General features: G+C 67.8%; 12 protein-coding genes. 10 read left to right on the top strand and 2 right to left on the bottom strand.

Annotation, left to right across the window (positions count from 1 at the left end; all coding sequences use genetic code 11):
• Nucleotides 1-20: 20 nt before the first annotated feature.
• Entirely contained in the window at nt 21-1,304 is a 1,284-nt protein-coding gene (locus DAEP_RS0120025) for a replication initiation protein (RefSeq protein ID WP_027245940.1), read from the bottom strand.
• Between the two features lie 590 nt (nt 1,305-1,894).
• Between DAEP_RS0120025 and DAEP_RS0120020 the strand changes: the two genes are divergently transcribed.
• Entirely contained in the window at nt 1,895-3,316 is a 1,422-nt protein-coding gene (locus tag DAEP_RS0120020) for an AAA family ATPase (RefSeq protein WP_008558591.1), read from the top strand.
• Nucleotides 3,294-4,385, top strand: coding sequence for a ParB/RepB/Spo0J family partition protein (locus DAEP_RS0120015; RefSeq protein WP_027245939.1), 1,092 nt, complete (start codon nt 3,294-3,296; stop codon nt 4,383-4,385). The genes DAEP_RS0120020 and DAEP_RS0120015 overlap by 23 nt, the downstream gene beginning before the upstream one ends.
• 245 nt (nt 4,386-4,630) lie before the next feature.
• Here the strand turns inward: DAEP_RS0120015 and qhpR are convergent, their stop codons facing one another.
• Nucleotides 4,631-5,680: an AraC-like transcriptional regulator QhpR gene (qhpR, locus tag DAEP_RS0120010; protein WP_027245938.1), complete on the bottom strand. Its 1,050-nt coding sequence runs from the start codon at nt 5,678-5,680 to the stop codon at nt 4,631-4,633.
• A 159-nt stretch (nt 5,681-5,839) separates the two neighbouring features.
• Between qhpR and qhpG the strand changes: the two genes are divergently transcribed.
• Genes qhpG through DAEP_RS0119970 form a run of 8 tightly spaced genes read left to right on the top strand, consistent with a single transcriptional unit; the run spans nt 5,840 to nt 14,930 of the window.
• Complete coding sequence (gene qhpG, locus DAEP_RS0120005) at nt 5,840-7,198, top strand: flavin-dependent monooxygenase QhpG (protein ID WP_027245937.1); 1,359 nt, start codon at nt 5,840-5,842, stop codon at nt 7,196-7,198.
• Nucleotides 7,174-8,697, top strand: coding sequence for a quinohemoprotein amine dehydrogenase subunit alpha (gene peaA / locus DAEP_RS0120000; protein ID WP_027245936.1), 1,524 nt, complete (start codon nt 7,174-7,176; stop codon nt 8,695-8,697). The genes qhpG and peaA overlap by 25 nt, the downstream gene beginning before the upstream one ends.
• A 17-nt stretch (nt 8,698-8,714) precedes the next feature.
• The gene (gene peaB / locus DAEP_RS0119995; protein WP_027245935.1) at nt 8,715-10,139 is read left to right on the top strand and encodes a quinohemoprotein amine dehydrogenase maturation protein; all 1,425 of its coding nucleotides are present in this window, start codon (nt 8,715-8,717) and stop codon (nt 10,137-10,139) included.
• Complete coding sequence (qhpC, locus tag DAEP_RS0119990; protein ID WP_008558561.1) at nt 10,136-10,459, top strand: quinohemoprotein amine dehydrogenase subunit gamma; 324 nt, start codon at nt 10,136-10,138, stop codon at nt 10,457-10,459. Before peaB ends, qhpC begins: the two co-directional genes overlap by 4 nt.
• A 13-nt stretch (nt 10,460-10,472) precedes the next feature.
• Nucleotides 10,473-11,552 carry a quinohemoprotein amine dehydrogenase subunit beta gene (gene peaD / locus DAEP_RS0119985; RefSeq protein WP_027245934.1) on the top strand — a complete coding sequence of 360 codons (1,080 nt, stop codon included), beginning with the start codon at nt 10,473-10,475 and terminating at the stop codon, nt 11,550-11,552.
• A complete protein-coding gene (locus tag DAEP_RS0119980; RefSeq protein ID WP_027245933.1) occupies nt 11,549-13,291 on the top strand; it encodes an ABC transporter ATP-binding protein in 1,743 nt (580 codons plus the stop codon). Before peaD ends, DAEP_RS0119980 begins: the two co-directional genes overlap by 4 nt.
• The gene (locus DAEP_RS0119975; protein WP_027245932.1) at nt 13,288-13,944 is read left to right on the top strand and encodes a S8/S53 family peptidase; all 657 of its coding nucleotides are present in this window, start codon (nt 13,288-13,290) and stop codon (nt 13,942-13,944) included. Before DAEP_RS0119980 ends, DAEP_RS0119975 begins: the two co-directional genes overlap by 4 nt.
• On the top strand, nt 13,941-14,930 hold the full coding sequence (locus DAEP_RS0119970) for a helix-turn-helix domain-containing protein (RefSeq protein ID WP_084204497.1): 990 nt from the start codon (nt 13,941-13,943) through the stop codon (nt 14,928-14,930). The genes DAEP_RS0119975 and DAEP_RS0119970 overlap by 4 nt, the downstream gene beginning before the upstream one ends.
• The last annotated feature ends 9 nt before the right edge of the window (nt 14,931-14,939 follow it).

Genomic DNA, 14,939 nt, shown 5'->3' with positions numbered 1-14,939 from the left:
CCGCAGGCGGCCCCCCTGCCCTATCCGGCGAGTTCCTCGAATGCGCCCGGAATCAGCTCCTCCCAGAACTCCGCCATCTGGCTGGTCAGCAAGGCCGCGCTCCAGCCGCGGTTGCGGAATTCCTCGCGGTCGATCTCATCTTCCAGGCGGCTCAGGAACAGCCGCTTGTCGGCATCGCGCTGCGTTGGCGAGCGGCTGGCGGCCAGATCGCGGATCCGCTCCAGCCGCTGCGCCCTCAGCGCGCGCTCCTGCGCCTTGGCCGCATCCTCTGCCGCGGCCCTGCGCGCCGCCGCAGCCTCAGCCGCCTTGCGCGCCTCTGCCGCGGCCAGCACCTCCGGCGGCACCTCTTTCACCGCCTCCGCAGGCGCGTCCTTATAGTCGTCCCGCAGCGCCGCGCTCAGATAGCGCACCGGGCTGTCCACCCCCTTGCGCCCCTTCAGATAGCCGACCTTCTCGGCCACGTAATCCTCGCCATGCTCGGCAATCCACTGCCGCGCCAGCCGGTCGCTCACCCCCAGCTCCATCAGCTGGCCGTAAACCGCCCCCTGCCGCACCCCGGCGCCATCATCAATATCCAGCATCGCCAGCTGCGGGTTCTCCTTGATCAGGAACCGCACCTCGGCCACCTGCCGCCCCATCTTCTTGAACTCCGGCGTCAAGAGGATGTTGGAGGTCTTGTTCACCTCCGCCACCGCCGGCTTGATGATCTTGGCGTTCAGGTGCTTGAAGCTTTCGTAATAGGCGCTGCCCTCCACCCCCATCAGGCGGCGGAACAGCGCAATGTCCCACCAGCCGGTCGAGCCTGTCCGCACGAACCGGTAGCAGTTCTCATACAGCGCCAGCGCATGGCCGCTGGTGAACCGGCGCTGGATGTTCAGGTTGATCAGGGCAAACACCTTGGGGTCGTGCAGCTTCTCCGCCAGCGCCGGGCTGTAGGCGTATTCGCACACCCCGCCCTGCAGCTTGGCGTAGGACAGCAGCGAGCTCACCCCCCACTCCTGCTTGCCGTTCTCATCCAGCATGTCCCATTCCGCCACCGTCTCCGCCAGGCTGCGCAGCGACTGCTTCAGGGTTTCCATGTCGTTGGAGTTATAGCCCACCATCATGCACAGCGTCTGCGCGTCGATCTGGTGCTTGGGCTTGGAGATCAGCGCGTCATAGGCATTCAGCAGCAGCACATTGGACAGTTTGCGCTGCAACAGCGTCAGCTTGCCCGAGACATGGATCGCGGCGACGTTCTTCTTCACCGACCCCCGGCGCAACGGCCCGGTCAGCTTGCTGTGCGGGATTTCGTCTGGATCCATCGCCCTGCCCTCTTGCCCCTGGCGGCTTGACGCTCTTGCGGGGATTCTGCTCTGCCCCGACTATGGCCCAAAAGGAACCCGCGCTCAATCCCGGCTTGGGGACCCGTTTACAGGAGAAGTCCATCCCGGAAACGGGTACCTTAAGACAGGACCGGCGTCCGCAGACCCCGGATACCGCCGAATTCCCCCGGTTTCAGGCCGTTCCGGGCGCTCAAACGGCCCGAATTAGGGTCTCAGGGACACGGGTGCCCGTCCTCCCGCGAATCGGGACCCTTGCTCCCGCAGACAGGTACCCATGATCCTGCAAACGGGTTCCTTTGCCCCCGGATGCGGGTCCCCAAACCAAGCTAATCATCTGATATATATAATCTTCTTGCCCCTAAAGACTCTAAACTGAATCAAAGATTCACAACATTTCAACCTGTTTGTGCGATAGTGATTTTCGGGGAAAAGAGACATATATTCCGCTGATTACGGACGGCCGCGGAAAACAGATGCGCTGCCAGATAATGATTCACACTCTGCCCCGGATGTGCGACAAAACCGGTGATAACACGCCAAACAGGCGATTTTACCGAGGCACACGAGACATGGCAAAAAAACCGGACACTCCCCTGCCGCCCTATTTCAACCTGGATCCGGCAGCGGCAGCCGCCAAGCTGGGCGAGATGGTCGACACCGCCAGATTCGCCAAGGCCGCCGCCTTTGCGGGCCGGGGCCGCGATGATCTGGCCAAGCGCGGCTACGCGCCCGACGGGCGCAAGCGGCTGCGCAAATTCTCCACCTGGGAGGTCTGCCGCTACCTGATCCCCGTCGCCCCCGCGCACCTGCGCCGGGTGCTGAACAAGAATCCCGATCTGCCCCAGGGCGAGGGCGCCAGCGGCTCCAAATGGTTCACCTTGGAGGAGGTGCTGAAACTGCGCGACCATTTCGCGGAGGAAGGCATCGCCACCAAGGAATATCGCCCCTACCGCCCCGAAGGCCTGCCCGCCAAGGTGGTCGCCGTCGCCAACTTCAAGGGCGGCGTCGGCAAGACCTCGACCGCCGCGCATCTGGCGATGTCCGCCGCGCTCGACGGCTACAAGGTGCTGGTGGTGGATCTGGACTCGCAGGGCTCCATGACCTCGATCCTCGGCGGCCAGGTGGCCGACGAATGGCAGACCGTCTTCCCCCTGCTCGCCCGCGACTATGCCGAGGCGGTGGAGGCCGAGAACAAGGTCCGCGCCGCCGCCGGCTCAGACCCGATCCCGCTGGATGAGACCCTGACCGAGGCGCGGGAGGTTTCGCTGCGAAACGTGGTCCAGAAAACCCACTGGCCCAACATCGACCTCATTGGCGCGCAGCTGAATCTCTACTGGGCGGAATTCCAGATCCCGGTCTGGCGCATGGGTCTGCGCAACTGGGCGCTGTGGGATGCGCTGACCAACGCGCTGGACCAGGGCGGCGCGCTGGACGATTACGACGTCATCCTGCTCGATACCCCCCCTGCCCTCGGCTATCTCACCATCAACGCGCTGGCCGCCGCCGACATCCTGATGGTGCCGCTCGGCGCGTCCTTCCTGGAGTTCGACTCGACGGGCCGCTTCTTCGACATGCTCTATTCCACCTTCGCCTCGATCGAGGATGGCGAGAACGCCGCCCGCCGCCGCGCCGGCCTGCCGGAGATGAAGTTCGAATGGGACGTGGTGCGCGCCCTCATCACCCGCTTCGACGCCAGCCAGCAGACCGATCTGGCCAATGTGATCCAGGCCTATTTCGGCGACATGATGAACGCCTACCGGCAGGATTACACCGCCCTGGTCGGCCAGGCCGGCGAAAGCGTCTCCGGCATCTACGAAGCCGACTACCGCAATTTCAACCGCGAGACCTACACCCGCGGCCGCGAGGTGTTCGACCGCACCTATGCGGAATTCAAGGAACTGCTGATCGGCAGCTGGTGGCGCGATCAGCAGATGGAGCAGCAGCAATCCCAGCAAGAGGAGACAGCAGATGGCCAGGCGCAGACAGCTTGAAACCCCCTCGCCCGAGGCGCTGAAGGAGATTGAGGCAGGCATCGACCGGGATCTGGCCCGCGGCCCCGGGCTGCGGCCGCCGATTGCCGATGTGGTGGCCGATGCCGCCCGCCATGCCGACCCCCTGCCCCAGGCCGGGCGCGAGGCCGCAGCCCGCGACCGGGCTGACGCCGAACGGCTGCGCGCCGCCGAGGAAAAGGGCCTGGTGGCGGTGGAGCTGCCCATCACCGGCATCACCGCCGAGGCGCTGAACCGCGACCGGATCGTGATGGACGAGGAAGAGATGCAGGAGCTGATGAGCTCGATCTCGGTCAACGGCCTGCGCCTGCCGATTGAGGTCTTCGAGCCGGCGAACCACGAGGACGCCGGCAAATACGCGCTGGTCTCCGGCTACCGCCGCCTGACCGCCTACCGCCGCCTCAACGCGCTGAGCGGCGGCCAGCGGTTCCAGACCATCCCCGCCTTCATCCGCGCTCCCGGCAGCATCGCCGAGGCCATGGTCGCGATGATCGAGGAGAACGAGGTCCGCGCAGGCCTCAGCCAGTATGAACGCGGCCGCGCCGCGGCGTCTGCGGTGCATGACGGCGTGTTCGCCACCGTTGACGAGGCGGTGGCGGTGCTGTTCCAGAACGCCTCCAAGGCCAAGCGCTCCAAGATCCGCTCCTTTGCCCTGATTCACGAGGAACTGGGCGACATGCTGGCCTTCGCCACCGGCCTCAACGAACGCCAGTGCCTGCGGCTTGCGGGCGCCTTGCGCGCGGGTCTCTCCGAAGATCTCCGCACCGCGCTGGAACAGGCCGGCGGGCGCTCGGCGGCTGAGGAATGGGACGCCATGCTGCCGCTCATCGACCAGGCCGAAGGCGCGCCGCAGGATCCCAGCCGCGGCGGCCGCCCCAAGGCCGCGCAGAAGATCGAACGCGCCCGCAGGACCCGGGTTGCCCGCGGGATCACCATCGAACGCGAGCTTGGCCCAAGCGGCTATGCCATCCGCTTTTCCGGCTCGGAGGTGACGGCGGAACTGGTCGATGCGGTGATGGACAACGTGCGCCATCTGCTGGAAAACGGCTGAGCGGGCAGGGAACGGCAGCCCGGTTTCGCAGCGAAACCCCCGGTCTTTGGCCGGGGGTTTTGTTTTGCACGCAAGGGCCTAGGCGCCGCGCGCGGCCCGCACCCGAGGGGGAGGTTTCGCAGCGAAACCTCCGGCCCGCCCTTTCCTAGCCGCGCCGCAGACCGCCAGCAGGTTTCGCTGCGAAACCTGTGCTGCGGCAGACCGAAGCTTTCATGATTTCCGGTGCAGGAGCGGGCGGCACGCCGTCAGCGCGCAGCCGCGTCCGCGGAACTCTTTCCGTCCCCAATGCCGCAGCACTGCTTGCGGAACTGGCTGGGGGTTGCGCCCTCGCGCTGGCGGAAGGCGCGCTCGAACGCGGAGACTTCGGAATAGCCCAGCCGCTCGGAGATATCGTGCAGCTGCGCGCCCGGGGCCAGCAGCATGCGCTTGGCAATCTCCATCCGGCAGCCCGCCAGCAGCCGGGAGAACTTCTGCCCCTCATCCTCCAGCCGCCGCCGCAGGGTGCGGCGCGACATGCCCAGGGCCGCGGCGATGGCGGTCTGCTCAAAGCTTTCCCGCCCGATCCGCATCAGCAGCTCGCGGCGCACCCGCACCGTCACCGGCGCCGCCCGCTCGCTTTGCCGGGCGCTGCGGACAATCGACTGCGAGGCGGTCTTGAACGCCGGGTTTTCGCTGTCCGCCAGCGGCAGATCCAGCAGGGCGGCGGAAAACACCAGCGTGTTCGAGCTGGCGGAATACTGCACCGGGCAGCGCGGCCCTGCGCTGCTGCGGCTGTGCAGGGCGCTTGATTCGTGCTCCAGCGACAGCAGGTCGGGCCGCCAGTCCGGGCCGGTGGCAGAGCGAATCAGGCTGTGGAACACCGACAGCGTCAGCTCCGCATCCTGCTGCCGCGGCCAGATGCTGGTGTCGAGAATCCGGTAGGTCAGCCGCGCGGTGTCACCGCTAACCGTCAGCCGCAGTTCCGAATCGCTTTGCACCATCGGAAAGGCATTGCGGAACAGCGCCAGCGCAGCCCCAAGCGTCGGCGCCTGCATGATATATTCCCCAAGCGTGCCAAGGTTTTGCAGGTTGAAGACCGAGCCGACCCGCCAGCCGAAATCCGGCAGGCCAAGCTGTTCGGAAGCGTGCTCGCAGAAGTCGACGAATTTCTTCAGGCTGATCTCGCCCTCCAGGTCCTGCGGCCCGATTCCGGCGTTGCGGGAAATCGACGCGGCATCGCCGTTCATGAACTCAACGGCCCGCAGCGGGTCATTCAAAGTGGAAGCGGAAATCCGGGGCTGGTAGTTGTGTGGCATCGCGCAGTTCCTCAGGATTGCGCCAGAATACCGCAAAAATCCGCTCTTCGAGAAAAAATGCCGCAGCCCGGGCAGGCGCTGCCGAATCTGTCCGGAAATGTCGGGTTGTTGTCCGGAAGTGTCCGCCACAAGCGGCGGCCTTCACGGCACCTTGGCTAAATGGCACCTCAAATTGGCACCTTTGATATTGCGATCGCAGGCGGCGGCCCTTCCGGGTCGGTGGCGGCGGTTCTGCTGGCCCGGGCCGGGTTCCGCGTGGCGCTGGCCACCCTGCCGCCGCGCGGGCCGCGGTATGAGGGGATGTCTGCCCGCGTCGCCGCGATCCTGGCGCGGCATGGGCTGCCGCTGGCCGGGATCGGCCCGGCGGCGCAGCGCCATGTCAGCTGGGGCGCCTTTCAGGGCGGGCAGAACAGCGAGCATCTGGCCGACCGCAGCGTCTTTGATACCGGGCTGCTGGAGGCGGCGCGGGCTGAGGGTGTCAGCGTTATCTGCGCATCGGTGTCCAGCGTGCGGCCGGAGGCCGGTGAAATCCGGCTGGCCGATGGCACATTCCTGTCCGCCCGGCTGCTGTTCGAGGCCCGCGGCCGACGGGCACCGCGCCAACCCACGGAAATACAGCGGACTGAACTGGCCGGGCCGGACACGATTTCGGTTGCCGGATTTGTGCCGCCGCAGGCGGGGGATATGACCGTGCCGCGGATCGAGGCCCGGCCCGGCGGCTGGGTCTGGTCGGTGCCGGTGGACCGGGACCGGTTGTGGCTGCAGGCGGTGGGCGCTGCGACCGCGTTGGGGCAGGCACGCGGAAAAGGCGCTGTGTCGGCGCTGTGGAAGACCGTTTTGGCAGAGACCCCGCTGCCGCGCCGCCCGGTTGTTCATGCGATTGCGCCGCGGCTGGCGGCGCCGGATCTGGATCCGCGCTGCCCGCGGCTGGGCGATGCGGCGGTGGCGCTGGACCCCTTGTCGGGGCACGGGATGTTCTGGGCCGTGTCCTCGGCGCTGATGGCGGTGCCGGTTGCGCGGGCGCTGCTGGCGGGGCAGGCGGATCTGGCCCGCGCGTTCTACCGCAACCGGGTGGCAGAGACGTTCTGGCGGCAGGCGCGGGTAGGGCGGGACTTCTACCGCGAGGCGGGGTTTCAGACACCGTTCTGGCAGCAGCGCGCGGCCTGGCCGGACGAGGCGCCGGCGCATGACACGGACATCCGCCCTCACACCGCGCTGCGGGTTGTGGTGCAGGACGGGCATCTGGTGCGGCGCGAGGTTCTGATCACCCGCGATGCCCCCGGCGGCGCAGCCTTTGCCGCCGGGCAGGAGATCGTGCCGCTGCTGCGCCGCCTGAACGGCCAGCCGCTGCCGGACGCGGACCGCTTTCACAGCGCACTTCTGCCCGAGGCCCCGCCGCAGGCGGCGCGGGCGATCCACCAATGGCTTTTGTCACAAGGCTTCACCGAGGGGGCGCAGATCCCCTGGGACACTGCAAACAGGGAGACTGAACCATGCAACTACGACCCCGCGGCCTGACGGCTGCACTTCTGATAACAGCGGCGGGCGCGGTGCCGGCGCTGGCCAGCGAGGAGCTGCTGAAGAACGCCTGCTCCACCTGCCACACGGCAGAGGAGGGCGGGCTGAGCCGGATCAGCGGCCAGCGCAAGACGCCTGAGGGCTGGATGATGACGATCGTTCGGATGCAGCAGGCGCATGGGCTGGAGATCAGCGCCGGGGACCGCCGCGCCCTCGTGCAGCATCTGGCGGACACCCAAGGGCTGGCACCGTCCGAGGCCGCGCCGTTCCGCTATGCGCTGGAGAAGGACCCGAACGCGCAGGAAAGCTTTGACGAGCCGTTCGCCTCCATGTGCGCGCGCTGCCACACCGGCGCGCGGGGGCTGCTGCAGAACCGCACGGCGGAGGAGTGGGCGCTGCACATGGATTTCCACGTCGGCCATTTCCCCACCATCGAATACCAGGCGCTTGGCCGCGACCGGGAGTGGTACAAGATCGCCAAGACAGAGATCGCCGGCTACCTCGCGGACCAGAACCCGCTGGAGACTGCGGCCTGGACGGACTGGCTGGCGGCGGAGAAGCAGCCGGTGGCAGGCGGCTGGGTTGTGATGACCGATCTGCCCGGCATCGGCGAGGCCTACGGCAAGCTGACGGTGACGGGCGATGCCTCGCCCTATCAGGTCAGCGGCGAATTCATGACGGCGGACGGCACCGCGCATCCGGTGTCGGGGCAGATGAACCTCTATACCGGGTATGAATGGCGCGCCAATCTGGACATTGGCGGCACCGCCTACCGCCAGGTGCTGGCCCTGTCGGAGGATGGCAACAGGCTGCAGGGCCGCCAGTTCGACCGCAGCAACGACGCCCTGGGCGCGCCGCTGAGCGGTGTGCGGGAGGGGGCTGGCAGCGTCATCCTCGGCACGGTTCCCTCTGCCGTTCCGGCGGGGGAGGCGCAGGTGCAGGTGGTTGGCACCGGGCTGGACGGGCTCGACAGCTCTGTTGGTGAGGCGGCGGCGAACTCCTACGGCGCGGCACTGTCGCTGGCGGCCGAGGGCAATGGTGTTGTGACCTTCAGCGCGGGCGGGGCAGAGGGGCAGATCGCCCATTACACCTCGCTCGACAGCCTGAAGGTGGAGCCGGAGTTCACCATCGCCCGCGTTGGCGGCGGCAGCGAGGAAGGCCCGGCAGCGGTGCCTGCCTATTTCAACGCGGTGGGCATGTGGAACGGCCCTGACGGCGAGGCCGGGACCGAGGACGACGTGCGCATCGGCCGGGTCGAGGCGCAATGGACCGTGGCCAACGCGCATGAGCACGCGGCCCACATGAAAGATACTGAATTTGCAGGCGAAATGCAGGCAAACGGGATCTTTGCGCCGGCGGTTGCCGGCCCCAACCCGGACCGCCCGTTTAGCGCTAACAATGCGGGCGAGCTGAAAGTGCAGGCGGAGGCGATGGGCCAGCAGGCGGAGGCGATGCTGATTGTCACCGTGCAGCGCTTCATCGACCCGCCGATCCGCTGAGACAGGGGAGAGAGACCATGAAAGACTTTCACTATCAGCCGGCCAATGCGCACCGGGTAGCGGTCGAGGGGCGCGAGGTTCTGTTCCACGTCCCGACCACCTCGATCTTCGAGATGGACGGGGTGGACCGCGATATCCTGGACTATGCGGCGCAGGCGCAAGCGTTCTCGATGGACGAGTTCGAGGCGCGGTTTGCGGCCAAGGATGCGGCGGCAAGGCTTGACGGGCTGGTGCGGCTGGATATCGTCAACGACGGCCGCCCGCTGCAGCCGGAACGGCCGCCGATCGAGATCGAGACCTTCCCGCTGACCACCATCGTTCTGAACGTCAACACCGGCTGCAACCTGGCCTGCTCCTACTGCTACAAGGAAGATCTGGCGGTGCCGTCCAAAGGCCAGAAAATGGCCTTTGACACCGCGCGGAAGTCGGCGGAGATGCTGCTGGCGGAGAACCCGGACCGGGACAGCTATAACATCGTGTTCTTCGGGGGCGAGCCGCTGTCGAACCTGCCCCTGATCCGGCAGGTGGTGGACTGGGCCGAGCCGCATTTTGCAGCGCTTGGCAAGGCGGTGAACTTCAGCCTGACGACCAATGCGACCTTGCTGACGGAACCGCTGATCGACTGGCTGGACGACCATCGCTTTGGCCTGACGGTGTCCATCGACGGGCCCAAGGCGCAGCACGATCTGAACCGCAAGACGGTGGGCGGCAAGGGCACCTATGACACGGTGGCAGCCAAGGCGCGGCTGCTTCTGTCACGCTACACATCCAAGCCGGTGGGCGCCCGTGTCACCCTGACGGCGGGGGTCACCAATATTATCGAGATCTGGGACCACCTGATCAACGATATCGGCTTTGCCGAGGTGGGGTTCTCGCCGGTCACCTCGGGGGACATGGATGCCTTCAACCTCAACGGGGCCGAGCTGCTGGAGGTGTTCGAGGGGATGAAATCCCTTGGCAGGCTCTATGTCGAGGCGGCGCTGGAGGGCCGCAACATCGGCTTTTCCAATATGCATCAGATGATGAACGATCTCTACGAGGGGCGCTCCAAGGCGCTGCCCTGCGGGGCCGGGGTGGGGATGCTGGCGGTCAATCACGACGGCGCGCTGAACCTGTGCCACCGGTTCACCGGATCGGAAATGGACCAGTTCGGCACCGTCGACGAGGGCATCAAGCGCAAGGAGCTGTCGGGGTTCATCAAGGCGCGCTCCGACCGCACCGAGAAGGGCTGCGCCACCTGCCGGATCCGCAACCTGTGCGCGGGGGGCTGCTACCACGAGAGCTATGCCCATTTCAGCGATCCGATGATGCCGACCTATCACTACTGCGACCTGATGCGCGACTGGATCGACTTTGGCGTCGCCGCCTATGCCCGGCTGATCGCCCAGGCACCGCAGTTCTTTCACCACCATGTTGCGCCGAGGAGGGCGTTTGGAAAATGAAACCGCTCAATCAGAAAGCCGAACGCGTTCAGCAGGCTGCGGCCCAGGGCCAGATGGAGGAGGTCCGCGCGATGCAGACCGTGACCGCAGGCTGTGCCACCACCTTCGATCCGGGCTGGGAGGTCGATCCCTTTGGCGGGCTGGCCGCCCTGTGCCAGCCGATGGAGGCCGACCTTTACGGCTGCTCCGACCCCTGCTGGTGGCCTGCGCAGGTGCCCGACATCATGGTCAACCACCCGAACTGGGACGAGGGCGCGCCCAATGCCGCCAAGGACTGGCGCGCGCTTGGCGCCACCTATCCCACCGACGCCGAAACCTGAGGAGACCCGCATCATGAAATCCGCGCTTTTTGCTGCTGCCGCGTTTTGCGCGTCAGCCCTGCCGCTGGCCGCTGGCGACCTCCTGGTGACGGTGGCCCGGCCCTCCAACCTCTATGTCTTTGACGCTCAGGACCGCTCGGTCAAAGCGGACTGCGATCTGGGGGCGAATGTGACGCCCGGCGTCATCGCGATGTCGCCGGACAACCGCATCGCCTATGTGCTGCTGAACCACTGGCAGGACGTTGTGGGTGTCGATATCGAAACCTGCGAGAAGGTGTTTCACGCGGCCCAGTCCGAGGGCGATGTGACCCGCCGCTCGCTGGCCTCGCTGGCGGTGTCCAAGGATGGCAGCCAGATCTACACGGTGCGCAATCCGGTGCGCAAGAAGACCGACCGCTATGAGGTGATGCAGCCGGAGTTTGCCGTCTATGACGCGGGCGCCGGGCTGGAGGCGAAGCCGTCCGCCACCTTCGAAGCGCCGCGCCGCTCCACCCTGATGGCGAGCGACCGCAACGGTCAGGTTTACGTTGCAGGGCATGACATCTACCGGGTCGACCCGTCGAACGGCGCGACCGAGGTGGCGATTGCCAATGCCAGCTGGGACCGCCCCGCCTACAGCCCGCCGGATGTGCTGGCGTTCTGGCCCACCGGCAGCCAGAACGACGAGATGCTGCTGATGTATACCGCAGCGGTGTTTACGGACGAAACCCAGCAGGAGATGGCGGATTTTGTCTGGGGGTATCAGTCGGTTGATCTGACCAGCGGGGAAACCGAGATCGCCGATTTTGCGTCCTTCGAGGTGCTGATGTTCTCGGCGGTGCGCAGTGCGGTGGATCCCAAGCACCTTTATGGCGTCTATACGCAGCTGTCCAAGCACAACCTTGAGACAAAGGAGCTGGTGAAGCGGGTGGACCTGCCGCACACCTACTACGTCATCAATGTCTCCAGCGACGGGACAGAGATCTATGTCGCGGGCACCAATGACGACATCGGCATCTATGACAGCGAGACGCTGGAGCGGGTCGGCGAGATCCGCATTCCCTCGGGCGGGGATATGTCTGTCTCCACCCTGCATGTCGTGCCGCAGGGATGAGCGGGCCTGCTGCCAAACTCTCCCCCCAGCCGGGCGGCGGTGCTGCCGCCCGGGCCTGGCCGCGCCTGCCTTCGCGGGCGGGCGCGGCGCTATTCACGCCCGCCACGGCTGCCTGGCTGCTGCCGCTGTTGCGCCCGCACCGGCGGCGGCTGGCGGTGCTGCTGCTGATCAGCTTTGCCGCCGCGGCCCTGGGCCTGCTGCCGCCCTATATCAGCAAGCTGGTGATCGACCGCGGGCTGATGGCGGGGGATGCCGCGGAGCTGGTGATCTGGTCGCTGGCGCTGTTCGGGATCGGCCTGCTGGCCGCCGGCACCGGCGCGCTGAGCAATATCCTGCACATGCGCGCCTCGGTCCGGATGCTGGCGCGGATGCGGCAGAGGCTGCTGTCGCGGCTGGCCGCCAAGCCTGCCGGCTGGTTTGCCAGCCAGCGCGCGGGCGAGCTGCTGGCGCGGATTGATGGCGACGCGGCGGAGGTGCAGAAGTTTGCGTTTAACGCGGTGCTGGGCGGCTCCTCGGCGCTGATCCGGCTGGTGGGCGGCTCGGCAATGCTGATGGTGCTGGACTGGCGGCTGGGGCTGCTGACGGCGCTGCTGGCCCCGGCGGAGCTGGCCTTTCTGATCTGGGCGCGGCCCCGGACAGAGCGCCACGCGGCAATGGTGCGCGAGAGGCAGGGGCGCTACAGCGCGGGGCTGTCGGAGACCCTGTTCGGCCTGCCTGCGCTGCAGGCGGCCCGCGGGGCGGGATGGGCACAGCGGCGCAGCCTGCGGGATCATGCCGGGCTGAGCCGGAAGCTGATTGCGCAGAACCTGTGGGGCGAGTTCACCCGTGCGGTGCCGGTGCTGCTGTCGGCGCTGACCCGCTCGGCGATTTTTCTGGCGGGCGGGCTGATGGTGATCCGGGGCGAGTGGCCGCTGGGATCGCTGATCGCCTTCATCGCCTATATGGGGTTCATGACCGGGCCGATGCAGTCGCTGCTGGGCCTGTGGCACGCGCAGGCGCGGGTCAAGGTTGCGGCGGCGCGGCTGGATGCGGTGATGCAGGCGGATGGTCCCGCCCGGGCGGCCGGGTTTGCGCCTGCCGGCTATGATCTGCGGCTGGCGGGCGTGACCGTTTCCCGCGGGGCGGCGGCGCCGGCCGGGCCGCTGACCCTGACCATTCCCGAAGGCGCCAGGGTGGCGCTGCGGGGGGCCAGCGGCGCGGGCAAGACCTCCCTGCTGGCGGTGCTGTGCGGGCGGGCGCGGCCCCTGGCCGGGCGTGTGACCCTGGGCGGTGCCGACCTGAGCCTGCTGGGCGGCGCCGGTTTGCCGGAGCGGGTCGCCTATGCCGGGCAGCGGCCCTTTACCCTGCGGGCCAGCCTGCGCGGCAATCTGTTCCAGAGCCGTGCCTTCTGGGCCAGGCCCGAGAACGAAGCGCGGGTATGGGAGATGCTGGAGCTGTTCGGCCTGGCGGAGCGGTTCCGCGGGGCAGGGGGGCTGGACACCATGCTGGGCGAAAGCGGGCTGACCCTGTCGGGCGGCGAGCGGCAGCGGCTGTGCCTGCTGCGGGCGCTGCTGCAGCCCTTTGACATCCTGATCCTGGATGAGGCGCTGTCGGAGGTGGATCCCGCCACTGCGGCCCGGATCCTGGCCCATATCGACGCGGCCTTCCCGAATACCACCCGCATCCTCACCGCGCATGGCGGCGCGGCGGCGGGCGGGGATTTCGATATGGAGATCGGCCTGCCGGAGGGGGCCGCATGACCCGCGCGCCGCTGATTGCGCTGATTGACGGGCCGCTGGCGGCGGAGACCCCCGGCCTTGCCGCCCGGATGGACTTGTGCGCGCTGCACCCGCGGGCAGCCCAAAGCCCGGCGGCGCTGCACGCCAGCCATATGGCCGCCGCCATCCGGGCCAATGCACCCGCGGCCGGTATCTTGGGGATCAGCATCTTTCCGGGGCGGCTCGCCGCCTCGGTTGCCACCGTAGCGGAGGCGCTGCGCCGGGCCGCGGAGTCGGAGGCGGCGATCGTTCACTGCTCCTTTGGTCAGGGGGCGGCCAGCCCGCTGCTGGCGCAGGCGGTGGCGGAGGTGCTGGCGGCGGGCAAGCTGCTGGTCGCCTCCGCCCCGGCGCGCGGCGCGCCGGTTTATCCGGCGGGATGCGCAGGGGTTTTCTCGGTGCAGGGCGATGCGCGCTGCACGCCCGGCCAGTGGTCGCTGCTGGATCTGCCGGGGGCGCGGTTCGGCGCCTGTCCGGGCAGTCCGGGCGCGCCGGTGCGCGGCGCCAGCCTGGCGGCGGCGCATTTCACCGGGCTGCTGGCCCGGGCCTGCGCGCAAGGCGGGATCGGGGAGATGCTGCAAACCCCGTCCTTCACGGGGCGCGAGCGCATCGGGGCAGGGGGGCCGCACGCTGCATGATCTGCTTTGACAACTGGAACAGCACCCTGCGGGCCAATTGCGGCCATTACTATGCGACGCCGGAGCGGGAGGCCGGGGTGTGGGCGGGATCGTTCGGCCTGCGGCGGCGCAGCGGTGTGGATGTGGCCGAGATCCGCTGCCCGCCGGCCCGCATCGAGCGCACCCGCAAGGGCATCCTGCGCGATGATCAGGAGCATTTCTTTCTGCTGCACCAGCTGGAGGGCGAGACCGGCATCCAGCACGCGGGCCGCGAGACGCTGCTGCAGCCGGGGGAGTTGCTGCTGCTCGATTCCACCCGCGCGGCAGAACTGCGCGTCAGCGGCCGGCCTGCGGCGTTCCGGTCGGCGCATCTGCCGCGGGCGCTGGTGCTGGAGAGGCGCCGGGAGATGCCCGCAGCGGGCTGCAAGATCGCGCCGCCGCATCCGCTGCACGCCAGCCTGTGCGGGCTGCTGGATGGCGGCGGGGAGGACAGCGCGGGCTATATCTTTGATCTGGTGCCGCTGGCCTTTGCCGCCGGCGCGCGCCCGGGTGCGGGCAGCCTTGGCAGCCGCAGGCACCGGTTCCGGCTGGTGCGCGAGACGCTGGAGCTGCTGAGCGGCGAGGCGGGACTGACGGTGGACAGGCTGGCCGCGCGCACCGGGCTGTCGCGGCGCCAGCTCCAGCGCGAGTTTCAGGAGAACGGCACCACCTTCACCGAGTGCCTGACCCGCACCCGGCTGGCCGCGGTGGCGGGCAAGCTGCGCCATGCGGCGCGGCAGGGGGCGCGGGTGCCGATTGCCCAGATCGCCTATGGCGCGGGGTTTGGCGATATCTCCCACTTCAACCGGGTCTTCCGCCAGCAATTCGGCTGCTCGCCGCGCGGGTTCCTCAGCACCTGCGCCCTGGGCGGATTTTTGGCGCAGGACGCAAACTCTTTGGCACCGGTGCCCAAGACCCTGCCGCCGGGGCGTGGTTGTCTTTTGCAATCAAACCCGGCTGACGGATAAACAGGGAGA

The sequence above is a fragment of the Leisingera daeponensis DSM 23529 genome (assembly GCF_000473145.1).
GTDB classification, from domain to species: Bacteria; Pseudomonadota; Alphaproteobacteria; order Rhodobacterales; family Rhodobacteraceae; genus Leisingera; species Leisingera daeponensis.
Note: the sequence above shows the minus strand (reverse complement) of the source record. Positions and strands in the feature narration are given on the sequence as shown.

What these genes read in the sequence shown, in the direction of transcription:
- DAEP_RS0120025 (WP_027245940.1), bottom strand. Translation starts at nt 1,304, where the DNA reads ATGGATCCAGACGAAATCCCGCACAGCAAGCTGACCGGGCCGTTGCGC.
- DAEP_RS0120020 (WP_008558591.1), top strand. Translation starts at nt 1,895, where the DNA reads ATGGCAAAAAAACCGGACACTCCCCTGCCGCCCTATTTCAACCTGGAT.
- DAEP_RS0120015 (WP_027245939.1), top strand. Translation starts at nt 3,294, where the DNA reads ATGGCCAGGCGCAGACAGCTTGAAACCCCCTCGCCCGAGGCGCTGAAG.
- qhpR (WP_027245938.1), bottom strand. Translation starts at nt 5,680, where the DNA reads ATGCCACACAACTACCAGCCCCGGATTTCCGCTTCCACTTTGAATGAC.
- qhpG (WP_027245937.1), top strand. Translation starts at nt 5,840, where the DNA reads ATGGCACCTCAAATTGGCACCTTTGATATTGCGATCGCAGGCGGCGGC.
- peaA (WP_027245936.1), top strand. Translation starts at nt 7,174, where the DNA reads ATGCAACTACGACCCCGCGGCCTGACGGCTGCACTTCTGATAACAGCG.
- peaB (WP_027245935.1), top strand. Translation starts at nt 8,715, where the DNA reads ATGAAAGACTTTCACTATCAGCCGGCCAATGCGCACCGGGTAGCGGTC.
- qhpC (WP_008558561.1), top strand. Translation starts at nt 10,136, where the DNA reads ATGAAACCGCTCAATCAGAAAGCCGAACGCGTTCAGCAGGCTGCGGCC.
- peaD (WP_027245934.1), top strand. Translation starts at nt 10,473, where the DNA reads ATGAAATCCGCGCTTTTTGCTGCTGCCGCGTTTTGCGCGTCAGCCCTG.
- DAEP_RS0119980 (WP_027245933.1), top strand. Translation starts at nt 11,549, where the DNA reads ATGAGCGGGCCTGCTGCCAAACTCTCCCCCCAGCCGGGCGGCGGTGCT.
- DAEP_RS0119975 (WP_027245932.1), top strand. Translation starts at nt 13,288, where the DNA reads ATGACCCGCGCGCCGCTGATTGCGCTGATTGACGGGCCGCTGGCGGCG.
- DAEP_RS0119970 (WP_084204497.1), top strand. Translation starts at nt 13,941, where the DNA reads ATGATCTGCTTTGACAACTGGAACAGCACCCTGCGGGCCAATTGCGGC.